At 64.5% G+C, this 24,543-nt stretch carries 18 protein-coding genes; 9 read left to right on the top strand and 9 right to left on the bottom strand.

Going from position 1 to position 24,543, the window contains the following annotated elements:
- Positions 1-6: 6 nt before the first annotated feature.
- From SAMIE_RS09185 to SAMIE_RS09165, 5 genes are read right to left on the bottom strand one after another with little or no spacing between them, the layout of a single operon-like run.
- Positions 7-1,269, bottom strand: coding sequence for a dihydrolipoamide acetyltransferase family protein (locus SAMIE_RS09185; RefSeq protein ID WP_066700239.1), 1,263 nt, complete (start codon positions 1,267-1,269; stop codon positions 7-9).
- A 4-nt stretch (positions 1,270-1,273) separates the two neighbouring features.
- Positions 1,274-2,278 carry an alpha-ketoacid dehydrogenase subunit beta gene (locus tag SAMIE_RS09180; RefSeq protein ID WP_197724675.1) on the bottom strand — a complete coding sequence of 335 codons (1,005 nt, stop codon included), beginning with the start codon at positions 2,276-2,278 and terminating at the stop codon, positions 1,274-1,276.
- Positions 2,279-2,289: 11 nt separating this feature from the next.
- Positions 2,290-3,525, bottom strand: a complete 1,236-nt coding sequence (locus tag SAMIE_RS09175; protein WP_066700237.1) for a thiamine pyrophosphate-dependent enzyme — start codon at positions 3,523-3,525, stop codon at positions 2,290-2,292.
- A 21-nt stretch (positions 3,526-3,546) separates the two neighbouring features.
- Positions 3,547-3,783, bottom strand: coding sequence for a hypothetical protein (locus tag SAMIE_RS09170; RefSeq protein ID WP_066700235.1), 237 nt, complete (start codon positions 3,781-3,783; stop codon positions 3,547-3,549).
- On the bottom strand, positions 3,783-4,838 hold the full coding sequence (locus tag SAMIE_RS09165; RefSeq protein WP_066700233.1) for a Leu/Phe/Val dehydrogenase: 1,056 nt from the start codon (positions 4,836-4,838) through the stop codon (positions 3,783-3,785). The genes SAMIE_RS09170 and SAMIE_RS09165 overlap by 1 nt, the downstream gene beginning before the upstream one ends.
- 120 nt (positions 4,839-4,958) lie before the next feature.
- Here SAMIE_RS09165 and SAMIE_RS09160 point away from each other — a divergent pair, with 120 nt between their 5' ends.
- Positions 4,959-5,429 (top strand): Lrp/AsnC family transcriptional regulator, encoded by a 471-nt coding sequence (locus SAMIE_RS09160; RefSeq protein WP_066700231.1) that lies wholly within the window; start codon positions 4,959-4,961, stop codon positions 5,427-5,429.
- 23 nt (positions 5,430-5,452) lie between these two features.
- On the opposite strand, the gene SAMIE_RS09155 is transcribed toward SAMIE_RS09160, so the two are convergent.
- The gene (locus SAMIE_RS09155; protein ID WP_066700230.1) at positions 5,453-6,700 is read right to left on the bottom strand and encodes an MFS transporter; all 1,248 of its coding nucleotides are present in this window, start codon (positions 6,698-6,700) and stop codon (positions 5,453-5,455) included.
- Positions 6,701-7,280: 580 nt separating this feature from the next.
- Here SAMIE_RS09155 and SAMIE_RS09150 point away from each other — a divergent pair.
- Positions 7,281-9,563 carry a TonB-dependent receptor gene (locus SAMIE_RS09150; RefSeq protein ID WP_066700229.1) on the top strand — a complete coding sequence of 761 codons (2,283 nt, stop codon included), beginning with the start codon at positions 7,281-7,283 and terminating at the stop codon, positions 9,561-9,563.
- A gap of 162 nt (positions 9,564-9,725) precedes the next feature.
- Positions 9,726-11,873 (top strand): PQQ-dependent dehydrogenase, methanol/ethanol family, encoded by a 2,148-nt coding sequence (locus SAMIE_RS09145; protein ID WP_066700228.1) that lies wholly within the window; start codon positions 9,726-9,728, stop codon positions 11,871-11,873.
- Between the two features lie 200 nt (positions 11,874-12,073).
- On the opposite strand, the gene SAMIE_RS09140 is transcribed toward SAMIE_RS09145, so the two are convergent.
- Together SAMIE_RS09140 and SAMIE_RS09135 are read right to left on the bottom strand one after the other, a co-directional pair.
- Positions 12,074-13,327 carry an NAD(P)/FAD-dependent oxidoreductase gene (locus SAMIE_RS09140; RefSeq protein ID WP_066700226.1) on the bottom strand — a complete coding sequence of 418 codons (1,254 nt, stop codon included), beginning with the start codon at positions 13,325-13,327 and terminating at the stop codon, positions 12,074-12,076.
- A 24-nt stretch (positions 13,328-13,351) separates the two neighbouring features.
- Positions 13,352-13,729 (bottom strand): RidA family protein, encoded by a 378-nt coding sequence (locus SAMIE_RS09135; RefSeq protein ID WP_066700225.1) that lies wholly within the window; start codon positions 13,727-13,729, stop codon positions 13,352-13,354.
- Positions 13,730-14,029: 300 nt separating this feature from the next.
- Between SAMIE_RS09135 and SAMIE_RS09130 the strand changes: the two genes are divergently transcribed.
- Positions 14,030-14,953, top strand: a complete 924-nt coding sequence (locus tag SAMIE_RS09130) for a LysR family transcriptional regulator (protein WP_066700224.1) — start codon at positions 14,030-14,032, stop codon at positions 14,951-14,953.
- Here the strand turns inward: SAMIE_RS09130 and SAMIE_RS09125 are convergent.
- The gene (locus tag SAMIE_RS09125) at positions 14,934-15,908 is read right to left on the bottom strand and encodes a GlxA family transcriptional regulator (protein ID WP_066700222.1); all 975 of its coding nucleotides are present in this window, start codon (positions 15,906-15,908) and stop codon (positions 14,934-14,936) included. The two genes, SAMIE_RS09130 and SAMIE_RS09125, sit on opposite strands and share 20 nt — an antisense overlap.
- Before the next feature lie 118 nt (positions 15,909-16,026).
- On the opposite strand from SAMIE_RS09125, the gene SAMIE_RS09120 reads away from it, so the two are divergent.
- The 5 genes from SAMIE_RS09120 to SAMIE_RS09100 all read left to right on the top strand — a co-directional run bounded on the left by SAMIE_RS09120 (position 16,027) and on the right by SAMIE_RS09100 (position 24,397).
- The gene (locus SAMIE_RS09120) at positions 16,027-16,695 is read left to right on the top strand and encodes a DJ-1/PfpI family protein (RefSeq protein WP_126516794.1); all 669 of its coding nucleotides are present in this window, start codon (positions 16,027-16,029) and stop codon (positions 16,693-16,695) included.
- A 387-nt stretch (positions 16,696-17,082) separates the two neighbouring features.
- Complete coding sequence (locus SAMIE_RS09115) at positions 17,083-19,314, top strand: TonB-dependent receptor (RefSeq protein WP_162849045.1); 2,232 nt, start codon at positions 17,083-17,085, stop codon at positions 19,312-19,314.
- 146 nt (positions 19,315-19,460) lie between these two features.
- Complete coding sequence (locus SAMIE_RS09110) at positions 19,461-21,035, top strand: serine hydrolase domain-containing protein (RefSeq protein WP_162849044.1); 1,575 nt, start codon at positions 19,461-19,463, stop codon at positions 21,033-21,035.
- A 152-nt stretch (positions 21,036-21,187) separates the two neighbouring features.
- A complete protein-coding gene (locus tag SAMIE_RS09105) occupies positions 21,188-21,856 on the top strand; it encodes a DJ-1/PfpI family protein (RefSeq protein ID WP_066700218.1) in 669 nt (222 codons plus the stop codon).
- A gap of 267 nt (positions 21,857-22,123) precedes the next feature.
- Positions 22,124-24,397: a TonB-dependent receptor gene (locus SAMIE_RS09100; protein WP_066700216.1), complete on the top strand. Its 2,274-nt coding sequence runs from the start codon at positions 22,124-22,126 to the stop codon at positions 24,395-24,397.
- The last annotated feature ends 146 nt before the right edge of the window (positions 24,398-24,543 follow it).

Below are 24,543 nucleotides of genomic sequence, written 5' to 3'. Positions count from 1 at the left end.
GTGCCCTCAACCGTCGACGAACAGCAGCGCCGGCGTTTCGAGCAGCCGCTTGAGAGCCTGGACGTAACTGGCGGCATCCCAGCCGTCAACGACCCGGTGGTCGCAACTGATCGACAGGTTCATGAGCTTTGCGGCGACCACCTGGCCGTCGCGGAACACGGGGCGTTCGATCACCTTGTTGGGGCCGATGATGGCGACTTCGGGGCGGTTGATGACCGGCGTCGTCGCGATGCCGCCGAGCGGGCCGAGCGAGGTGATCGTCAGGGTCGAACCCGACAGTTCGTCGGACTTGGCCTTGCCGGTGCGGGCGGCGTCGGCGAGGCGGACGATTTCGCTCGCCAGTTGCCAGATGTTGCGGCTTTCCGCGTTGCGGATCACCGGCACCATGAGGCCCGCGTCGGTCTGCGTCGCCATGCCGAGATGGACCGCGCCCGAGCGGGTGACGACGCCCGCTTCGTCGTCATAGCGGGCGTTGATCATCGGGAAGTCGGGCAGCGTCTTGCAGATGGCGAGGATCAGCAGCGGCAGCATGGTGAGCTTGGGCTTCGCGCCGCGCGTGGCGTTGAGGTCGACGCGCAGAAGCTCCAGCTTCGTCACGTCGATTTCCTCGACATAGGTGAAGTGGGGGATGGTGCGCTTCGACGCGGCCATATTTTCGGCGATACGGCGGCGCAGGCCGATGACGCGGACCTGTTCGTCCGCGCGCTTGCCGCCGCCGGTGCGATAGGCGCCGTTATAGCTGAGGAAGGCGTCGAGATCGGCGTGGCGGATGCGGCCGTCTTCGGTCGGCTTGATGTCGGCGAGGTCGAGGCCCAGATCCTTCGCGCGCTGGCGCACGGTGGGGGAGGCGAGGACGCGGCTGGCGGCGGCGTGCGCCACCGGTTCGGGCGCGGCCACAGGCGCGGGTTCGGGCGCGGCCTTCGGTTCCTCGACCGGCGCGGGCGCGGGCGTGGGTTCGGGCGCGGCTGCGGGTTCCGCCGCCACAGGTTCCGGCGCGGCGGCGGCAGGCGTATCCGATCCTTCCGCGCCCTCCGTCTCGAATTCGGCGAGGATGGAGCCGATCGCGATCTGATCGCCGACTTCGCCCGCCAGCCGCACGATGCGGCCGGAAACGGGGGCGGTCATTTCGACGGTCGCCTTGTCGGTCATGAGGTCGGCCAGCGGCGCGTCCTCCTCGACGAAGTCGCCCACCGCGACGTGCCAGCCGACGATCTCCGCCTCCGCGATGCCTTCGCCGATGTCGGGCAGTTTGAAGCTGTAAATATTCATGGACTTAAATCTCGATGGTGCGGCGCATGGCTTCGGCCAGGCGCTTGGGGCCGGGGAAATATTCCCATTCGAAGGCGTGCGGGTAGGGAGTGTCCCAGCCGGTGACGCGCTCGACGGGCGCTTCGAGTTCGAAGAAACAATGTTCCTGCACCAGCGCGGCGAGTTCCGCGCCGAAGCCGCAGGTGCGGGTCGCTTCATGGATGACGACGCAGCGCCCGGTCTTCTGGACCGACGCCTTGATCGCTTCCAGATCGAGCGGGACCAGCGTGCGCAGGTCGAGTATTTCGGCGTCGATGCCGCTGTCTTCGGCCGCCGCCAGCGCGACATGGACCATCGTGCCGTAGGCGAGCACCGTCACGGCGGTGCCTTCGCGCGCCACGGCGGCCTTGCCGAGGGGGACGATATAGTGCCCCTCGGGCACTTCGCTCGCCGGATGCTTCGCCCACGGGCGGACGGGGCGGTCGTGATGGCCGTCGAAGGGGCCGTTGTAGAGCCGCTTGGGTTCGAAGAAGAGGACGGGATCGTCATCCTCGATCGCGGCGAGCAGCAGCCCCTTGGCGTCATAGGGGTTGGACGGGATCACCGTCTTCAGCCCCGCGACATGGGTGAAGATGCCTTCGGGCGACTGGCTGTGCGTCTGGCCGCCATAGATGCCGCCGCCATAGGGACTGCGGACCGTGATCGGCGACCACCATTCGCCCCCGGTGCGATAGCGCATGCGCGCCGCTTCGGAGATGAGCTGGTCGGCGGCCGGATAGATATAGTCGGCGAACTGGATTTCGACCACGGGACGCTTGCCGTAAGCGCCCATGCCGACCGCGACGGCGACGATGCCGCCTTCGGTGATCGGCGCGTCGAACACGCGCGATGCGCCATATTTTTTCTGAAGGCCGTCGGTCGCGCGGAACACGCCGCCGAAATAGCCGACATCCTGTCCGAAGATGGTGACGGCGCGGTCACGTTCCAGCGCCACGTCCATGGCGCTGTTGATCGCCTCGATCATATTCATGGCAGCCATCGTCAAAGCCCCGCCTGCGACCGCTGCGCCACGAGATGCGCAGGCATGTCCTTGTAAACATCGTCGAACATCGTCGAAGGCGCGGGGCGGTCGCCGCCGGACAGCGTGCCGTAGCTTTCGGATTCCTTGCCCGCCGCGCGCACTTCGTCGTCCAGCGCCTTGGCCAGATCGTCATGTTCGGCCTGCGACCATGCGCCAAGGTTGATGAGGTGCGTCTTGAGCCGTTCGATGGGATCGCCGAGCGGCCATGCCTGCGCCTCCGAACCGGGGCGGTATTTGCTGGGATCGTCGGAGGTCGAATGGCCTTCGGCGCGGTAGGTGAAGAGTTCGATCAGCGTCGGTCCCAGACCCTGCCGCGCGCGCTGGGCGGCCCAGCTGGTCACGGCGTGGACGGCGAGGAAATCATTGCCGTCCGCGCGCAGGGCCGGAATGCCGAAGGCGAGGCCGCGCGCCGCGAAGGTGGTGCGTTCCCCGCCCGCGATGCCGGAGAAGGAGGAGATCGCCCACTGGTTGTTGACGATGTTGAGGATGACGGGCGCCTGATAGACGCTGGCGAAGGTCAGCGCGTGGTGGAAGTCGCCTTCCGCCGTCGCGCCTTCGCCGATCCATGCCGCCGCGATGCGCGGGTCGCCATCGGCGGCGGCGCCCATCGCCCAGCCGACCGACTGGCTGTATTGCGTGCCCAGATTGCCCGAGATCGAGAAGAAGCCCGCTTCCCGGCTGGAATAGAAGACCGGCATCTGCCGCCCCTTCAGCCGGTCGCGGCTGTTGGAATAGACCTGATTCATCATGTCGACGAGCGGCCAGTCGCGCGCGACGAGCAGACCCTGCTGACGATAGGTGGGGAAGCACATGTCGCCGCGATCGAGCGCCATCGCGGCGGCGACCGCGACGGCTTCCTCGCCGGTGCACTTCATGTAGAAGCTGGTCTTGCCCTGCCGCTGCACGCGGACCATGCGGGCGTCATAGGCGCGCGTCAGCATCATGCTGCGCAAGCCCTGCCGCAATGTTTCGACCGAAAGGCCGGGGTTCCACGGGCCGACGGCGTTGCCGTCTTCGTCCAGCACCCGGATCAGGGTGAAGGCGTGGCCGTGAATGTCGGCAGGCGCGACGTCGACGGGCGGCATCGGGACGCTGCCCGCAGGCGGGATCGCATGGTGCGAAAAGTCCGCGCTGTCGCCCGGACGGGCGTTGGGCATCGGAACATGAATGCCATGATCGTTGCGTGGGTAGGTCATCTGTTATCCTTGGTGAGCCGGTCAGGCCGCTGCGCCCTGCTGGAGGCTGACGGTTTCGACGAGCACGGAATTGCGCATTCTTTCGGCGATCAGCGCCGCATATTTTTCCTCCACGTCCGGCTGCTCGATGCGCACCGTCAGCCGCCCGTCCGCTTCGCTCGCCGTCACCGCGCTGGGCACCAGGCTGCATTGCGCGAAGTGGTTGAGCAGTCGGATCAGCGCCTGCGGATCGGAACGGGTGACGATGTCGAAGCGCATCACGCGGCCTGACGCCGCCTCGCGCTGGCAATCAGATGCTGGGCGAGGCGGTCGGCCATGACGCCGGGGGGCACCTGTTCTTCGGTCGAGCGGCGGAACACGTCCAGCAGCCGGCCCGCGATCTGGCCGACGCGGTCGGCGACCTGATCGCTGGTTTCGCCGAGATATTCGGCCGACACGTTGATGATGCCACCGGCGTTCACGACATAGTCGGGGGCGTAGAGGATGCCGCGATCCACCAGCGCCTGACCGTCCGCTTCGGTCGCGAGCTGGTTGTTCGCGCCGCCGCAGACGAGCCGGACGCGAAGGTCGGGGATGCTGTCCGCGTTGAGGACGCCGCCCAGCGCGCAGGGGGCGAGGATGTCGGCGTCCGCGACGAGGATTTCGTCGATGCCGACATGCTTCGCGCCGAGTTCGGCGGCGAGCGCGGCGGCGCGCGCCTTATCGACGTCGGCAACGATGAGGTTCGCGCCCGCGTCCCGCAGCAGGCGGCACAGGCGGCCGCCGACATTGCCGACGCCCTGCACGGCGACCGTGGCGCCGGCGAGGTCGAATTTCAGCACGTCCTGCGCGGCGGCCTTCATGCTTTCGAACACGCCGAGCGCGGTCCAGGGCGACGGATCGCCACCGGCCATGCCTTCGGCCACTTCCAGACCGGCCACGTAAGGCGCCTGCCGCCGCACGGCGCGCATGTCGGCGATGGTGGTGCCGACGTCTTCGGCGGTGATATAGGCGCCCTTGAGCGCGGCCACCGCTTCGCCGAACACGCGGAAGAGGGCGGCGCGGTCGAAATCGCCTTCGGGGCGTTGCAGAACGGCCTTGCCGCCGCCGAAGGGGAGGCCCGCCATCGCGTTCTTGTAGCTCATGCCGCGCGCCAGACGGATCGCGTCGGTGACGAGATCGGTCTGCGTGTCATAATGCCAGAGGCGGCAGCCGCCAGCCGCCGGGCCGATGGCGGTGGAATGGATCGCGATGATCCCCGTTACGCCGGTTTCCGCGTCGTTGATGACGTGGAGGCGTTCCTGGAAATCGGCATTTTCGAAGGCGTGCGTCATGGCTTTGCTCCCTTGCCGCAATCCTATCACCGCACGGCCTGATAAAAATTGCTATTCATCCGCCCTTATGCTGATTATGGGATAAATATATTCGATCATTAGATTGAGAGCGAATAAATTATGTCAGAATTTCTTGATGCCTTCGACAGAAAGATCCTTGCGGCCGTGCAGCAGGATTCGAGCCGCTCCACCGCCGATGTCGCGGCGCTGGTGGGCCTGTCGCAGGCGCCGTGCTGGCGGCGCATCCAGCGGCTGAAGGATGCGGGCTATATCCGGGGCGAAGTGGCGTTGCTGGACCGGCGCAAGATCGGCCTCAACGCCCAGATCTTCGCGCAGGTGAAGCTGACGGCGACAGGGCGTTCCAATCTGGAGGAGTTCACCGCCGCGATCCGGGAATTTCCCGAAGTGCTGGAATGTTTCGTGCTGCTCGGCACGGTGGACTTCATGCTGAAGATCGTCGCGCGGGACATCGAAGCCTATGAACGCTTCTTTTTCGAGAAGCTGTCGCGCGTGCCGGGGGTGCAGGAAGTCAATTCGATGGTCGCCCTGTCCGAGATCAAGGCCACCACCGAATTGCCGATCGACGCATAGCGCCGTTTTCGTCCCGCTGCGCTCTAGGCGGTCGCCATTCCGCCCGGCGAGAGCAGGTCGTCCCGCCGTTCGGGCCGGATGAGCAGGGCCATCACCCCGCCCACGGCCAGAACGATCACCAGCGTGGCGAACACGAGCGTGAAGTTGTTCCTGCTGCCGTCGAGGATCGCGCCGATGCTGATGGGCGCGAGGAACGCGCCGATCTGCGCCCCGCCGTTCACCACGCTGAACGAGGTGGCGACCAGCGGCGCGGGCATGACCGCGAGCGGCAGCGAGAAGAGGCAGGACAGCGCGATCGACAGGAAGAAATAGATCAGCATGAAGGCGGCGGTCGCCGCGAACGCGGTCGATGCGACCGTCAGCGACAGGGTGGCGAGCGACGCGAGGAACAGGCCGATGGCGATCGGCAGGCCGCGCCGGTGCGGGAAAAGCCGGTCGCCGATATGGCCGCCCAGATAATAGCCGATGGCCGCCGTCAGGAAGGGCATCGCCGCGGCGATCCCCATATCCTTGATGCTCAGCCCGAACCGGGTGAGGAGATAGGTCGGAATCCAGCTCATCATGCCCCAGTTGGCGACGCTGGCGAAAATGGCGCAGCCCACCGACCAGAGGATCGGCTGGCAGCGCAGGATATGGCCGAGGCTGGACCGGCCGGCGGGGAGGGGCGCGGTCGTGGCGACATGCTCCGGCTCCGCCGCTGCGTCGTCGCGCCTGTCGCCCACTACCCGGAACACAAAGGCCGCGAGGATGAGACCCGGCACCAGCAGCGAGAAGAACACGCCGCGCCAGCCCCAGTCGACGATCAGCGTCGCGACGAACAGGGGGGCGAGCGCCGGGCCGAGCTGGGTCGCGCCCAGCAGCAGGCCGTTGACCCGGCCCACCTGTCCCGGCGCCCAGATGCGCACGGCCTTCGATACCGCCGATGGCGCCGCGCCTTCGGTGACGCCGAACAATATCCGGACGACCACCAGCGAAACCATCGAGGTCGCGAGCGCCGTCAGCGCGGTGAAGACCGACCAGAGCAATATGGCGCAGGTCAGAATCCGCCGGGGGCCGTAGCGGTCGGCGAGCATGCCGCCGGGTATCTGCATGAGCGCATAGCCCGCGAAGAAGGCGCTCATGACCGCGCCGGATTCGGTCGCGGAAAACTGAAGGTCTTTTGCGATGAAGGGGATGGCGCTCGCCATCACGAGCCGGTCGAGATAGCAGACGAGATAGGTCGTGAAGAGGACCGCGATGACGGCGCGGGGCGTGCGGGACGATAGCGTCATGCGCCTGCCCGCCGTGCGAGAGGCGACGCCGCCACGAGTGAACGGGGCGCGGCGAGGGCGGTCGGATCGCGAAGTGTCATCGGCACCGGGTTGCGACCCCCATCGCAGGAACCGGGCAGTAATAAGTCGACCAAATCCTCTGTCTCCCCGCACGTGGAATTATGAGCAATGCTCAACCTTACCACCTTGCGGCGCAGGGAATGAGGATGGCGCGGCCACAGGTCCGTTGCTTGTTCATCAACGATGAGGCCGGTCAATATGGTCCCGATGCAAATAAAACAGGAATCCGGCCGCCGCGCGCGGCTTGTGGCAGGCGAATCGCGCCCCGCCGGATGCCCGTGACTTCGTTGCGCCGGGGCGCTGCTCCAGTTGTCCAAAAAGCAACGCATGCCTGTCTGGGGCGGCATTGGATGATGGTCGAAGGTTACTTACTCCTCATGCATTCGGTCGATCGACAAAGAAGCTGTCAGGCTTTGGTCAGTTTTCGCGGCCGTGGGCGACAAAAAGAAAAAACAGGGAGGGAGGCAATGTTCTCCTTCCGTTCAGGACAATCGTCAGGTCATTTATAATGAGGGGTAATATGACAAATTCGATCAAGCGGACGCCGCTTCTCGTGCGAGGGCTGCTCGCGACGAGTTGCATGGTGGCGATGGCCGGTCCGGTCATGGCGCAGGAAGAAAATGGCGGACTGTCCGAAATCGTCGTGACCGCGCAGAAGCGCAGCCAGTCGGCGCAGGATGTGGGCATCACCATGTCGGTTGTCACCGGCGACGCGCTGGTGCGGCAGAATGTCCAGGAAGTCGCCGAGGTCGCCCGCGCGATCCCGAACGTCCAGATCAACTATGGCCTTGGCCAGAACGCCTTCAACATCCGCGGCATCGGCGTGAACGAATTCGCGTCCAACCTGGACTCGCCCGTCGCGATGCATGTCGACGAAGTCTATCTGTCGAAGAATTTCATGTCGAACCTGCTGCTGTTCGACGTCGACCGCGTCGAAGCGCTCAAGGGGCCGCAGGGCACCCTGTTCGGCCGCAACACCACCGGCGGTTCGATGAACTTCTACACCCGCAAGCCGACCGATACGCTGAGCGTGGGCGGCACGGTGAATTACGACAGCTATGAAACCATCCGTGGCGAAGGCTATCTGAGCGGCCCGCTGTCGGACACGGTTTCCGCCCGCGTTTCGGGCATGTATGTCGATCAGGGTCAGGGCTTCTACAAGAATGTCACGACCGGCCGGGACGAGGGTTACGAGAAGAAATTCGCGCTGCGCGGCCAGATCCAGTGGAAGGGCGCCGACACCTCGCTGCTCGTGTCCGCGACCTACGGCAAGGACCATTCGAACCTTCCGCCTTATTACACGCCCGGCGTCTTCACGCCGGAATCGGTGGCCGCTGGCGCGCCGGTCTTCTGTTCGGCCTATCTGAATGGGACCGTGACCGGTGGGAATGCGGGCTGCGTGCGCGGCGACGGCCATTATCCCGGTTCGTCCAACCCCTATATCTCGCACGGCAACCTGACGCATCAGGCCCACAGCAAGGGCTATGGCGTCACCGCGCGGCTGGAGCATGACCTTGGCTGGGCGACGCTGACCTCCATTTCGAGCTATCAATATTATCTGCGCGATTCCGCGGAAGATTCCGATGGCGATCCGGGCGCGTCGATCGAAACCTATTACCGCAACAAGATTGGTCAGTTCACGCAGGAAGTGCGGATCGCGTCGAAGAATAACGACATCTGGAACTATGTCGTCGGCGCCTTCTACGAACATGACAAGTTCAAGAACAACGACTATCTGACCATCGCAGGCGGCGCGGCGCCGGGCCTCTATTCGCCCTTCGGCCAGAAGCTCGATGCGGTCGCGCTGTTCTTCCACAACGAAATCAAGGTCGCGCCGACGGTGTCGCTGATCGCGGGCGTGCGCTATTCCTCGGAAAAGCTGCACCTGACGGGCGGCACCTATGCGGGGACCGGCGTGTCGTCGGGCGAAGACCAGCATCCCACCACGATCATCGGCCCGCTCTCGCTCGCCTCGCTCGCCGAAAATGGCGGCAGGCGGCATGACGAGAATGTCTCGTTCAAGATGGGCGTGCAGTGGAAGCCGCAGATCGACAGCGACTTCGTCGACAATCTGATGATCTACGGCAACGTTTCCACCGGCTTCCGATCGGGTGCGTTCAACGCCGAATATGCATCGCCCCAGTCGGCGCTGACGTCGCTGAAGCCCGAAACGCTCACCGCCTATGAAGCGGGTTTCAAGACCGAACTGGGCGGCCGCCGCGTGCAGCTTAACGGCGCGGTGTTCCGCTACGACTTCCGCGACGGCTTCATCAACGTCGACAGCGCGGCCTCGCCCGTTCCGATCACGATCAACGCCGCGAACATCAAGACCTACGGCGTCGAGCTGGATACGCGCATCCTGGTCACGACCGGGCTGGAGCTGACCGGTTCGGCGGGCTGGCTGGACTCGTCCATCCGCTCTGACATCAGCGCCGGCGGCCAGAGCCTGAAGGGCAACCGTCCGGTCAACTCGCCGAAGTGGACGGCGTCGGGCGGGGTGTTCTACACGCATCCGATCACCGACGGCCTGAAGCTGGACCTGTCGCTGAACGCCAACTACCGTTCGTCGCAATATATGGAGGCGGTCAACGCGCCTTCGAATCTCGAACCGGGCTACTGGGTCGTGGACGGCCGCGTGGGCATCGCCGAGATCGACAGCCGCTGGACCATATCGGCCTGGGTCAAGAACCTGACCAAGTCGCAATACCGGATCTACGTGAACGATCTCCCGGCATTCGGCTGGGTGCTCAATGTCTACGGTCCGCCGCGCGTGTTCGGCGCGACGGTCGGCTTCAAGATGTGACGGCACGGGCCGTCCCTGTCCTGAAGCATCCCATACCCATGCCGGCGCTCTGCCGGCATGGGCTTACCCGGCCGGTGGCCTATGATATGCCGTCGCGGCATCCGGTGCCCGGACCGGCCGCGACCGAAACAACATGATCGTCTATTCACAGGATATGGTACGATGAGATTCTATCGTCGCAACGCGCTGCTCATGGCCTCGCTGGCCACATTTGCCCTTGCCGCCTGCCACAATACCGGGCAGCAGGCGTCTTCTGCCAGCGGTGAGCGGCCGGTCGACGAACAGCGCATCGTCCAGTCCCAGAAGAACGAACCGGGAAGCTGGCTGACCACCGGCCTCACCTACAGCGAGGACCGCTACAGCCTGCTGGACCAGATCAACGTGGACAATGCGGGCAAGCTGGGCCTTGCATGGTCCTACGACCTCGACGTCAACCGCGCGCAGGAAGCGACGCCGCTGATGATCGACGGCGTGCTCTATTTCTCGACCGCTTGGAGCAAGGTGGTCGCGCTCGACGCGAAGACGGGCAAGCATCTGTGGACCTACGACCCCGAAGTGCCCAAGGACATGGGCGACAAGGCATGCTGCGACGTCGTCAATCGCGGCGTGGCGGCGTGGGGCGACAAGATTTACGTCGGCTCGCTTGACGGCCGCCTGATCGCCATCGACCGGAAGACGGGCAAGAAGGTGTGGTCGGTGGTCACGGTCGACCAGACCAAGCCCTACACGATCACCGGCGCGCCGCGCGTCGTGAAGGGCAAGGTCATCATCGGCAATGGCGGCGCGGAATATGGCGTGCGCGGCTATGTGACCGCCTATGACGCGGAGACCGGCAAGCAGGCGTGGCGTTTCTACACCGTGCCGGGCGACCCGTCCAAGGGCTTCGAAGGCGATTATCTGAAGGCGGCGGCGAAGACCTGGCACGGCAAATGGTGGCTGGCAGGCGGCGGCGGCACGGCCTGGGATTCGATGAGCTACGATCCCGAACTCAACCTTCTCTATGTCGGCACCGGCAATGGCAGCCCGTGGTCGCGGGACATCCGTTCGCCGGGCGGCGGCGACAATCTGTACCTGTCCTCGATCGTCGCGATCAATCCCGACAATGGCCAGTATGTCTGGCATTATCAGACGACGCCGGGCGACGACTGGGACTTCACGGCGACCGCGCAGATGACGCTGGCCGACATCAAGATCGACGGCAAGGTCCGCAAGGTGCTGATGCAGGCGCCCAAGAACGGTTTCTTCTACGTGCTCGACCGGCAGACCGGGAAGCTGATTTCGGCGAAGAATTTCGTGCCGCAGACCTGGACGACCGGGATCGACATGAAGACCGGACGCCCGATCGAAACGCCCGAGGCGCGCTACAAGCCGGGCAAGCCCTTCGTCGGATCGCCGGGCGCCTATGCCGCGCACAACTGGCACCCGATGTCCTTCAGCCACAAGACCGGCCTCGTCTATATCCCGACGATGGAAATTCCGGTGAAATATGTGGCGGACGCCAAGTATAAATATCATCCGCGCGCATGGAATCTGGGCGTCAACTTCGCGCAGGCGGGCCTGCCGGACGATTTCGACGCCCGCAAGGCGCTGGTGAAGACCCAGAAGGGCCGCCTGATCGCCTGGGACCCGGTGAACCAGCGCGAAGTGTGGCGCGTGGAGCATTCCAACCCCGCCAATGGCGGCGTCGTCAGCACGGCGGGCAATGTCGTGTTCCAGGGTCTCGCGAACGGACGCTTCACCGCCTATGACGCGCGCAATGGCCACAAGCTGTGGGAATTCCCCACCGGCATGGGCATTCTGGCCGCGCCGATCACCTATTCGATCGATGGGCAGCAATATGTGTCGGTGCTGGTCGGCTGGGGTTCGGGCTATGGCCTGACGACCGGCTTCGGCGAGGAACAGGCCGGCGCCCGCAATGCGCCGCGCCGCCTGCTGACCTTCACGCTCGGCGGAAAGGCGACCCTGCCGCCGGTCGCCAAGGATGTGGAGCAGCGCGTCGACCTGTCGCCGGAAAAGACATGGACGGCCGCGCAGATCCAGCAGGGGCGCGAGGCCTTCTCCGCCAACTGTTCGCGCTGCCATGGCGAAGCGGCGGTCGGCAACAAGGTTCTGCCCGACCTGCGTTATTCGGGCGCGCTGACCAGCGCCGATACCTTCAAGATGATCGTCATCGACGGCGCGCTGAAGGATAACGGGATGGTGAGCTTCAGCAGCCGCCTCACCCCGGCGGAAGCCGATACGATCCGCGGCTACATCTCGCACGAGGCGCGCCGCTACTGGGAGTATCAGGACAAGAAAAAGAAGAACTGACGGGCACGAACCCGTCAGAAAGTGGGGGCCTGTTGACCGCCCACCGCCTGTGGGGGGCGGTGGGCGGTTTTTTTATGCGCGGTTGGGGCGCGGGTTCGCGGGGCGGGCATGCGAAACCGGCCCCGGTCAGGAGAGACCGGGGCCGGAGGGCGTGTTCAGCGAGTTTTATCGGGGGAGGGATCGGCTCCTCCCCGCGCGGATCACAGATCCTTGACGGACCGGGACAGCGCGAGGCGGCTGACGATGGGGTCCGGATCGCCCGCGACCAGTCCGGCCAGCAGTGCGCCGGTCGTCGGCCCGAGGGTGAAGCCCTGATGACCATGGCCGAAATCGAACCAGAGGCCGGTATGCTGCGCGGCGGCGCCGACGACCGGCAGCATGTCCGGCATGCAGGGCCGCTCGCCGCGCCACGCCGACGCTTCGACCGGCTCGCCCAGATCGAGCAGTTCGGACGCGGCGGCATGCGCGCGCCGCAACTGGCGCGGCATTGCCTCGCCGCGCTCGATCGACAGGTCCGCCCCGGTGCAGATGCGCAACCCGGCGCGCATCGGCGCGTAGACGGCGCTGACCTCCGCGTCGATCATGGGGATATTGGGGAGAGCGCCGCCCGGCGTGAAATGCATGTGATAGCCGCGTTTGCGGATCATCGGGACGCGATAGCCCAGCGGCTCCAGCAACTGCGGCGACCATGGGCCGAGCGCGACGACGACCTGCTGCGCGTCGAACGTGCCGACGCTGGTGCGCACGCGCCAGCCGGAGCCGGACTCCAGCCCCAATATGTCGGCCCTGATTTCGTCCCCGCCCTGCTTGCGGAACAGCGCCGCATAGGCTCTGACCAGACCGCCGGGGTCGCTGCACGTCCAGGCGTCATGCCAGTGGATCGCGCCGGCCAGCCGCTGCCGCAGGGCCGGTTCGGCAGCGGCCAGCGCTTTGCCGTCCTCGATCGTGAAGTTTATGCCATAGATGGTTTCCCACGATTCCGCCTTGCCCGCCATCTTGTCGAAGGCCGCGGCGTCGCGGAAGATGAGGCGATAGCCCTCGCGCCGGATCAGCGCTTCCGAGCCGGACGCGGCGATCAGCGCGGCGTGATCGGCATTCGCGCGAGCCACGAGCGCCGAATAGACCTGACTGATGCGCCGGTGGCGTTTGGGCGCGGAATTATACCAGTAGGGCAGCAGCGTGGGCGCCGCCTTCAGGAGGCCGCGCACGTCCCAGTCGACGGCATTGTCCTGTTTGAAGGCGATGCCCCACAGGGTAGCGATGTCGCGGGGCAGGGCATAAGGCTCGCGCGCCTCGCCCTGGATGACGCCCGCATTGCCGTAGCTGGTTTCGCTGCCCGGCGCGGCGCGGTCGATCAGCGCGACATCATAGTCCCGCGCCTGCAAGGCAAGCGCGGCGCTGGTCCCGACCATTCCCGCGCCCAGCACGATGATCTGTTTCGATTGTGATGACATGGGAAGGAACCTTGAAGGGAGAGACTATTCCGCGGAGACGATGACCTCGATCTCGACCAGCGCGCCGGGGATCAGAAGCTGCGACACCACCGCCGACCGCGCCGGATAGGGCTTGGCGAAGCGCTGCGCATAGGCGGTGTTGAAACCCGCGAAATCGCCGGGATTGACGAGCCAGATGGCAACCTTCGCGACATCGGCGAGCGACTTGCCCAGAGGGGTCAGCAGCGCCTCGATATTGTCGAGGACGACATGGGTCTGTTCCTCGATCGTCGTGCCGATGATCTTGCCGTCGCGCATGGCGAGCTGGCCGGACAGGAAGAGGAGGTTGCCGACCTGAACCGCCGGCGTGATCGGAATGACATTGCCGTTGGGGCCGATCACGTCATCGCCAAAAGTCTTCATGTCCACATATCCCTGTTAGTGTAAATATCTGATAATAAATTATAATATTGGATTTTGATCGCCGGCCGCGCGGGAGGGCATTGCCCGAAGTCCGCCCCAGCGCGCTTAAAACCCTGCCCCCGTCAGAGCCTCCATCGACGGGTGCGGGGCGTGAAGTCGCCGGGAAAGATCGGGATTCTCCGCCATTTTATGTTTGTCACAGCGCTACATTGACAAGAACTGACCTTCAATGCGACGTTAGGCTCTGATTGGTTGCCTTTTGAGCAACGGGCGCGGGAGAAGCCGGTGTTAAGGGACGATATGGAATCCATGTTGCGCGGCGGATTGAGCGAGCGGCGGCTCGGCTATCTGTTTGCGGCGGTGGAAGCCAAGTCCATTCGCGGCGCCGCCGACAAGCTCAACATCGAACCGTCCGTCATCAGCCGTCAGATCCAGCTTCTGGAGCGGGAACTGGACACCGTCCTGCTCGACCGCCACGGGCGGGGCGTGCTGCCCACCGAAGCCGCGCGACTGGTGCTCGATTTCTATCGCCGCCGCGTGTCGGACGAAAAGACGATGCTGACCCAGCTCGAGGAGCTGAAAGGCCTGCAGCGCGGCGACGTGCAGATCGCGTGCAGCGAGGGGTTCATCGAGGCGATCATCGAAACGGTTCTCAACGATTTCTGCGTCAAATATCCCAATGTCCAGATCACGCTCAATTCGATGCCGGTCGCGTCGGTGATCCGCCTGATCGCGGAGGAACGGATCAATATCGGTCTCGCCTTCGCGCCCCCGCCGCACAGCGCCGTCGAAATCCACGCCCGCAAGCGTCACCCGCTTTATGTGATCGCGCGGCACGATCATCCGCTGGCGATGCAGGAGGACAGCCTGACGCTGCAGGATCTGATCGGCCATTCGCTGTGTCTGGTGCCGCAGGAATTCGGCATCGGGCAGCTCATCAAATCGGCCGAACATACAGCGCAGGTGGACCTGCCCCGGACGATGATCACCAATTCGCTGGAGGCGCTGCGGCATTTCGTGACATCGGGGCTGGGCCTGACGATCCTGCCGAAAATTCTGGTGCAGCACCAGCTTGAGTCCGGGCTGGTCAAGACGCTTCGTATCCGCAACAGTTCGCTCGAAGCCGCAGAAGCGCAACTGGTGGTGCCGCCCCGGCGCATCAAGTCCATCGCCGAAACCGCCGTGCTGAAACGGCTGGCGGCGCTCAACTGGTTCCAGAACTAGCCTGGTTCCGTTCGGCGCGTTCGCGCGCGCGGCGCCTGAGCGCCTGCGGCGTTTCGCCGGTCAGGCGGCGGAAGGAGCGCGTCATCCGTTCCGCGTCGCCAAAGCCGCAGTCGCGCGCGATCTGGTCCAGCGATTTCGCGTCGCTTTCGACAGCGGGGCGGGCGCTTTCCACGCGCAACTGTTCGATCGCCTTGGCGGGCGACATGCCCACAGATGCGCTGAACGACCGGGAAAACTGCCGCGCGCTCAGTCTGGCGCGGTCGGCAAGCGCCTCCACGTCGAGCGCAGCGGTCAGATTCTGCCGCGCCCACGCCATCAGGTCGCCGAACCGGTTGCTGGGGGCGAGATTGTCGAGCAGGGCGGAATGCTGCGTCTGGGTGCCCGCGCGCCGGAAGGGGACGACCAGCAGTTGCGAAACGCGACGGGCGACTTCCGACCCATAGTCGGTTTCGATCAGCGCGAGGGCGAGGTCGATCCCGGCGACGACCCCGGCCGACGTCCAGATATTGTGGTCGCGCACGAACAGGCTTTCGGCGTCGACGGACACGTTGGGAAACCGCTGGCCCAGTTCCAGCGCGCGGTTCCAGTGGGTCGCGGCCCGCCGGTCGTCGAGGATGCCCGCTTCCGCCAGCACGAAGGCGCCGGAACAGACGCTGGCGATCCGCCGCCGGTCGTGCGCCGCCTGCCGGATGAAGGGCGCCAGATCGCGATATTTCGCGCTGTCGTGGGTGCCGTCGCCGCCGGGGATGAGCAAGGTATGGAAATCGCCGCAGGTGCGCATGTCCCCGGCAAGGAGCGTCGCGCCGCTGCTGCTGCGCACCGGGCCGGCCTGCGCCGCGATCATTTCGACCGAATAGCCCGCGCAGCCCGCGCGGGCGGCGAGTTCGAACGCGCCGACCGCGCCCGCGGCGTCGAGCAGCAGGAAGTCTTCGAACAGAAGGCAGGCGATCCGCATCGGGGGTCTCCATGACGGGAAGCCGGGCGGCTTCGCACGACCTTATTTGCCGGAAAATCGACCTTCAGGTCAATGTGGCGGCGTTGTAAAATGTTGGCAGATCAACTGGAGACATGCCTTGAGCGAGCCTTTCGAAATATTGTTCGTCCTCTATCCCAAGTTCGACCAGCTCGACTTTGCCGGACCTTATGAAGTCTTTTTCCGCATCGCCAACGTCAAGATCCGGCTGGCCAGCCCGGATGGCGGCGACCTCGAAACCGAATCGGGTCTGGTCTATCGCGGCATGGAAAAGCTGGCCGATGTGGAGCGGTGCGACCTTATCTGCATCCCCGGCGGCGGCGACCAGAGCGCGATGATGACGCCTGAGGTGCTGGACCATGTCAGGCGGCTGTCCGCCGATGCGCGCTACGTCACATCGGTCTGCAACGGGTCGCTGATTCTGGCGCGCGCGGGCGTGCTGGAGGGCAAGCGCAGCGCATGCCACTGGTCGTTCCGCCATCTCCTGTCCGACTATGGCGCCATTCCCGACGATGCCCGCGTCGTACGCGACGGCCGCTTCTTCAGCGGCGGCGGTGTGACCTCGGGCATCGACTTCGCGCTGGTCGTGGCGGCGGAAGTGTTCGGCGAGACGACCGCGCAGGCGCAGCAGTTGATTATCGAATATGCGCCGCAGCCGCCTTTCAACGCGGGACGGCCCGAGACGGCGCCGCCGGAGGTGCTGAAGGCGTTCGACGCCATGTTCGGCGACGCCCTGCGCAGCGTCGGCGGCTTCGTGCCGCAGGTCTGACGGCCTTAGGGTTGCAGAATGACGGCGTCAGGCCAGTCGGGCGGTTTCGCGCGGCTGGCCTGATCCATTTGAAGGAAGCGTGTTCCGGCCCCTCCATGTTGTTGCTCAAAAAGCAACTGACGACTGATGGTGGCGACATTGGATGTAATGGAAAAGTCATTTAGCCATAGTCCGACCGGAGGAACTTCACTGCGCGGTATAGCCGACACGAAGGAGGCAGCCGCGGGTTTTTAACTGCTGGGTCAGGGCGGATGTTCGCCCGAGTGCCGCACATCATAAAAGCAAAGTGCGTGTAATTCGATCGGCAAGAATTGGGGGTTGATGATGACAATTTCGAAAGCGGGTTTCACCAGGGCTGCCATCGGCTCCCTTTTTGCCACCACCTGCATGGTTGCGATCGCCGCGCCCGTGCTGGCGCAGGATCAGGCGAACGAGGGCGGCCTGGCCGACATCGTCGTGACGGCGCAGAAGCGCGCCCAGTCGGCGCAGGACGTCGGCATCACCATGTCGGTCGTGACGCCCGACGTGCTTGCCAAGCATAATATCCGCGAAGTCACCGAACTCGCTTCGGTCCTCCCCAACGTCCAGATCAACTATGGCGTCGGGCAGAATTCCTTCAACATCCGCGGCATCGGCGTCAACGTCTTCGCCGGCAACTTCGACCCGCCGGTCGCGGTGCATATCGACGACGTTTACCTGTCGAAGAGCATCATGACGCCGCTGCTGATTTTCGACCTCGACCGCGTCGAAGCGCTCAAGGGTCCGCAGGGCACGCTGTTCGGCCGCAACACCACGGGCGGTGCGCTCAATTTCTACAGCCGCAAGCCGACCGATCACTTCACCGCCGGCGGCACGCTGGGTTACGACACCTATGAGACGGTGCGCGCCGAAGGCTATGTCAGCGGTCCGCTGACGGACTCGGTGTCCGCGCGTCTGTCCGGCTTCACCACCCATCAGGGTGAGGGCTATTATCGCAACACCCTGACCGGCAAGACCGAAGGTTATGACCGGAAGTGGGCGCTGCGCGGCCAGTTGGCCTTCCATGACAGCAAGACCGACGTGCTGCTGTCCGCCACATATGGCCGGGACAACAGCCAGTTGGCGCCCTATGACGTTCCGGGTGTCTACACGCCGGAATCGCTGGCGGCGGGCGCTCCCCAGCTCTGTCAGCCCTATCTGAACGGCACGCTCAACGGCGCCGACGCCAATTGCCGCCGCTCGCTGGATGGCGGCTATCCGGGTGACAAGAACCCCTACACGACCGACAACAATATTCCGCACCAGATGCGCGCCAAGCAGATCGGCTTCACCGCCCGCGTCGAGCGCGATCTGGGCTGGACCAAGCTGGTTTCGATTTCGAGCTACCAGAAGTTCAACCGCTTCATCGTCGAGGACTCGGACTCCTCGCCGGTCAACTCGCTGGACTCCTACGAAGCCTTCAACATCAACCAGTATTCGCAGGAAATCCGGATCTCGCAGAACCAGCCGAGCCGCTGGAACTACGTCCTGGGCGCCTATTATCAGCATGACAATCTGGCGTCGCATTCGGGCCTGATCATCCTCGACGGTGCGCAGAACCTCTACACCGACTACAGGCAGAAGGTGAACGCGCGCGCGATCTTCTTCCACAACGAGTTCGCGCTGACCGACCAGCTCTCGCTGATCGCGGGCCTGCGTTACAGCAACGAAAGCCTGAAGATCAACGGCGGCACCTGGCTGGCTGACGGCATGTCGGTGATCCGGGGTCAGGAAAAGCCGACCACGCTGATCTTCCCGCTGTCCACCTCCTCGGCGGTGGCCAATGGCGGCAAGCGGCACGACAAGAATGTGTCCTACAAGTTCGGCGCGGAATGGAAGCCCGAGCTGAACAGCGACGCCATCGACAAGCTGCTCCTCTACGCAAACGTGTCGAGCGGTTTCCGTTCGGGTGCGTTCAACGTGGTCTTCGCGTCGTCGCAGAGCGAGTTCACCTCGCTGTCGCCGGAGAAGATCACCGCTTACGAAGCCGGTTTCAAGTCGCTGCTGGGCGGACGGACCCTGCAGGTCAATGGCGCGGTGTTCCACTATGACTTCACGAACGGCTTCATCAACGTCGACAGCCCGACCTCGCCGGTTCCGGTGACGATCAACGCGGCTGCGGTGAAGACAGACGGCGTCGAGCTGGACGTGCAGTGGCAGCCCATTCAGGGTCTGCAGTTCGGCGCGGCGGGCGGCTATCTCCACTCGAAGATCGACAGCGCCATCACGGCGGGCGGCCGGAGCCTTCAGGGCAATTCGACCGTCAACTCGCCCAAATGGACATTCACCGGTGACGCGTCCTACACGACCGACATCGGCAGCGATCTGAAGCTGAACCTGGCGATGAACGGCAACTATCGCACGTCGCAATATCTGCAGGCGAGCAATTCGCCGGTGTCGAAGATCGGCTCCTACTGGGTGGTCGGCGCGCAGGTCGGCATCGCGGCCTCCGACGACCGCTGGGCCTTGACCGCATGGGTCAAGAACCTGACCAAGTCGGTTTACAAGACCTACCTCAACGACCTGCCGGGTCTGGGCATCGTGCTGGCATCCTACGGTCCGCCGCGGACCTTCGGCGGCACCTTCACGGTGAAATACTGATCCTGCGACCCGCGATGCGGGTCCGGAGCTAAGGGTTGCGGCCGGGGCCGGGTGGGTAAACCGCCTGGCCCCGGCTTTCGTTTGAGAAGGCTTCGCCGGCGGGCGTGGCGTTCCCCCGTGCGGGGAGGGATCGAAGGAGTGTGATCGTGACGGTGGCAAAGATCGGCACCCGATTTGACGAGGCGGAGATCGACGCGATCTTTGCTGAATTCGACCAGGGTCACCTGCCCGGTGTGGCGGTGGGCATCGCGGTCGAAGGCGTGCCGGTCTACGCCAAGGGTTTTGGCCTTGCGAACATGGAACTGCCCGTCGTCCTGACGCCGCGCACCCGCATGCGGGTCGGGTCGAGCACGAAGCATTTCGCCTGCCTCGCCTATCTGCTGCTGTGCGAAGACGGGCTGGCGGGACTGGACGACGAGATCGGGCGCTATATTCCAGGGCTGAAGCCCGCCGTCGCCCGCGCCCCCATGCGCGCGCTGATGACCCACACCAGCGGCATCCGCGATCCTTTCTGGCTGACCATGGCGATGCACGGGGTCGACCGCCCCGTCACCGACCGGCAGATCCTCGCCTATTACGAGACGATAGACGATGTCGATTTCGCGCCGGGAACGCGGTGGGGCTATAATAATGGCGGCTATGCGCTGCTGACCGCCGCCATCGAGAAGATCAGCGGACAGCCGCTGGAGGATGTGCTGCGCACGCGGATATTCGCGCCGGCCGGAATGCACGACACGCTGTTGCGGCGGTGGGACAGCGATTTCGTGCCGAACAGCGCGGGGCTTCATTTCCGCGACGCGCAGGGCGTATTTTCCAAGACGCATATGAGCATGGAGCTGAGCGGCGCGGGCGGCCTCGTTTCGACGATGGCCGACATGCTGACGTGGCTGAGGCATATGGACGCGCCGGTCGTCGGCAGCGCAGAAAGCTGGAAGCAGATGCTGGAGCCGCAGCGTCTGACGGGCGGATGGTCGACGCGCTATGGCCTCGGCCTCTTCTGCGAGACATATCGCGGCGTCGATGTCATCCATCATCCCGGCGACGTGATGAGCGGCAATTCGCAGATGCTGAAGGTGCCGGGCGCGAGGCTGGACATCAGCATCGGCACCAACCGGTCGGACGCGAGCGCCAGCGTTCTGGCGCTCAAGGTCATCGACGCGATGGTCGACGGCCTCGCGCCCGTGCCGGAAACGGCGGATTACGAAAAGCGCACGGGTGCGTTCGTGTCGCGGCGCGACGGGCGGGTCGTCACTCTGACGGCGAAGGATGACTTTCATCTGCTGGCTATCGACGGCGGCGTCGCCATTCCGGTCGCGCCCGACGAAAGCGGCGTGCTTCAGCTTCCGGCAGCGGCGGCTTTCTTCCAGCGCTCGGTCCGGGTGGAGGAAAACGCCATCGTGCTGAGCGATTTCGCCGACGAGGATCGCCTGGAGGAAGTCGCGATAGATGAAAGCGCGACCGTCGGGACGCGGGTCGGCCATTATCGCTCGGAAGATTTCGACCTGACCGTCCTCGTGACGGAGGACGGGGAGGGGGCCAGCGCATCGCTGCGCGGGCGTCATGGCTGGGCCGATTACCGGATGACGCCGGTCACGGCGGACGTCTGGCGGATCGAGCAGGTGGGTTTTTCCCCGATCGGCGGCATTATGACGTTCGAGGCCGGGGCGCTGCGTCTCGATTTCGGGCCGGTGCACCATATCCGCCTGGCCCGCATCGGGTGACGCTATCGCGTGCGGTGAAGGACCGGCGCGTGACCGGCGCTCGCCGCTGTCCCGTTTCGTCCGAAAATCACGACTGGAAATGCCGGAAATTTGACCTTTGGGTCAATGTCGATCCGGGGTAAATATTACAAAGAAATGATGGAGACAGAAAAGTGGACAGGCCGTTCGAAATATTGTTCATCCTCTATGATCGGTTCGATCAGCTCGATTTTGCCGGTCCCTATGAAGTATTCTTCCGCATTCCCAATGTGAACATCCGCCTCGCGACACCTGATGGCGGCGACATCGTGACGGAGCCGGGCCTCGTCTACAAGGGAACCGAGAAGCTCGCCGACATCGACCGGTGCGACCTGCTCTGCGTCCCGGGCGGGATGGATCAGACCAGCCTCGCCACGCCGGAAATGATCGGCCACATCCAGCGGCTCGCCGCCGATGCCAGCTATGTGACGTCGGTGTGCAACGGATCGCTCGTCCTTGCGCGGGCGGGATTGCTGGAAGGCAAGCGCAGCGCCTGCCACTGGGCGTTCCGCCATCAGCTTTCCGACTTCGGCGCCATTCCCGACGACGCGCGCGTGGTGCGCGACGGCCGCTTCTTCAGCGGCGGCGGCGTGACATCGGGCATCGACTTCGCGCTGACCGTGGCGGCTGAAATCTTCGGCGAAACGACCGCGCAGATGCAGCAGTTGCTGATCGAATATGCGCCCGAGCCGCCCTTCAACGCCGGGCGTCCCGAGACCGCGAGCCGCGAAGTGCTGGTCGCGTTCGACGCCATGTTCGGCGACGCGCTGCGCCAGACCGGAGCATATGTTCCGGAAGTATGACCGGGCGGGGTAGCTGGACCGGGAGCGCCCGGCCAGCCCCGCGACACAGGCGATAACAGGAATCCCGCATCGGTGAGGTGCGCGGGCAGTTTCCGCAACGCAGGACCTGAACGCGGTTCTGCGGGCGGGGGCGCTGTGCCGGGAGAACGGTCCCGGCGCGGCGGCAGGCAAGGACGAACATCGACGATTTTCGACAACCAACCTTGGGGGGTAATTATGTCAAACTGCCGGAATATCAGTCTACGCTATTGTTCGACTGTCGCCATCATGATGGCGGGACTGTCGCATGCGGCGATGGCGCAGCAGGTGGATGGCGCGCGGAGCGGCGAAGGCCTCAACGACATTGTCGTGACGGCCAACAAGCGCGGCGCGGAATCGCTGCTGGACGTTCCCACCGCGATCTCCGCGGTGTCCGCCGACGCCCTCCAGCGGACGGCCGCGCAGAGCATTCAGGATTATGCGGCGGCGCTGCCGGGCCTTGCCGTGTTCGACGCGGGGCCGAACCAGAAGCGCGTCAAGATCCGCGGCGTTTCCGGATCGTCGGACTCCGAACCGCAGGAAACGGTCGGCATCTATCTGGACGATGTGTCGATCACCAGCCCCGGCGGCACGAACAACGAGAATAACGCATCGCCCGACCTCAACCTGTTCGACATCGAGCGGATCGAGGTGCTGAAGGGTCCGCAGGGCACGCTCTATGGCGCAGGGTCCATGGGCGGCACCATCCGTTTCATCACCAAGGCGCCCAAGCTCGACCGCATCGAGGGCGAAGTGCAGGGCCGCGCTTCGATTACCAAGTCGGGCGACCCGTCCTATAGCGGCGACGCGGTAATCAACCTGCCGATCGTCGAAGATACGCTGGCGCTGCGTGTGGTCGGCACATATCGCAACTCGGGCGGCTATATCGACAATGAGTCGCCGGACTTTTCGAAGAAGAATTATAATGACGACAGCAGTTGGCTGGTGCGCGGCACGTTGCTGTACAAGCCCGCCGACACCGTCAGCATCGCGCTCAAATATCTGCACCGCGAAGTCAATGTTCACGGCCTGAACTCGGTGCCGCGCACGTCGAAGCTCACATCGACCTATCTGGTCGAGCCGCGCAGCCGCAGCAACATGGACCTTATCAACGGCGAACTGACCGTCGATCTGGGATCGGCGACGTTCAGTTCTTCGACATCCTATCTCGACCGCAAGGATCTGGGCTTCCGCGATCTGACGCCGCTGGGCCGCGCCTATATGTCGGTGATTTCCGGATTTGCGGAACCCGCGCCCGCGCTCGGCCTCTACAATAAGCAGGGCTATCACGAGTTCGCGCAGGAAATCCGGCTGGCTTCCGACGACAAGAGCCGGCTGAAATATGTCGTGGGCGCCTATTATTCGAAGCTCAAGAAGCGGTTCGTGCAGGATGGCCCCTGGCCGGGCCTTTCGGACTATCTCGACCGGAACGGCACGCCCGCAGCGCTGGACGGGAAGGGCGCGTTCGTATCGCCGATCACCGGGGTCAACGATCTGAGCTTCTATTCGGCCAATGTGCCGCAGGATCTGCGCCAGATCGCCCTTTTCGGCGAAGTGACCTATTCCTTCACCGACCAGCTCGACCTGACGCTGGGCGGGCGCTATTTCGACATCAGCCAGCATTCGCTGTTCGTCGGTAATTCGCTCGCGCTGTTCGTGACGCCGGACGCCGCCTACCGGAAGGCCAGCCTGAAGGAAGACGGGTTCAACCCCAAGGCGACGGTGTCGTTCAAGCCTTCGAACGATCTTCTGCTCTATGCGACGGTCGCCAAGGGTTTCCGCCCGGGCGGTTTCAACCAGCCGGTGTCGACGAACGCGCAGTGCCTCGCCGAATTCCAGCAGATCGGCTTCAACCCCAACGATGTGCCCGGATTCAAGTCGGACACGCTGATGAGCTACGAAGTCGGGGCGAAGGGCGATCTGCTTGAAAAGCGGGTGCAGTTCAGCGCGGCGGCATACCAGATCGACTGGAAGGACATCCAGCTCCGCAACCAGTTGCAGTGCGGCTTCACCATCTTCGACACCGCGTCGAAGGCGCGGATCAAGGGTCTGGAAGGCTCCGTCACGGCGCGGGTCGCCACCGGTCTGACCGTGTCGCTCAACAGCAGCTTCACCGATGCGAAGCTGCTGGGGGCGAGCGTGACCACGGGCGGCATCGCGGGCGACCGGCTGGTGGGCGTGCCCAAATATTCGGTGTCGGGATCGGCCGAATATGAAGCCCCGCTGTCCGACGCGCTGCAGGGCTATGTCCGTATGGATGCGAGCTATGTCAGCACCTACAAGTCCTTCTTCTCGACCCAGCTTCTGAACGGCGCGATCCGTAACCGGGATCTGGGCGATTTCGCCATCGTCAATGCCCGCATCGGCGCGGTCAGCGAAGCTGGCGGATGGGACGCGCAACTGTACGTCAACAATGTGTTCAACAAGCTGGGCGATACCGGCGCGCAGAACGACATTTTCGGCGACGTGGTGTTCCGCACCCGGCCTCGTGAAATCGGGGTGCAGATCAACAAGCGCTTCTAGGACGACCGACAGTATAAAAGCGTCCTCCGATCGGGCGCGAGCTTTCGCTCGCGCCCGATTTTGCGATACAGGGGCGTGGGCGTCGGCCTTATCGAAGCCCGGCTTCCGCGCCCTCCGACAGATGGCAATCAGGGAATTTCCGCCAA

Source organism: Sphingobium amiense, from assembly GCF_003967075.1.
Lineage (GTDB): Bacteria > Pseudomonadota > Alphaproteobacteria > Sphingomonadales > Sphingomonadaceae > Sphingobium > Sphingobium amiense.
Note: the sequence above shows the minus strand (reverse complement) of the source record. Positions and strands in the feature narration are given on the sequence as shown.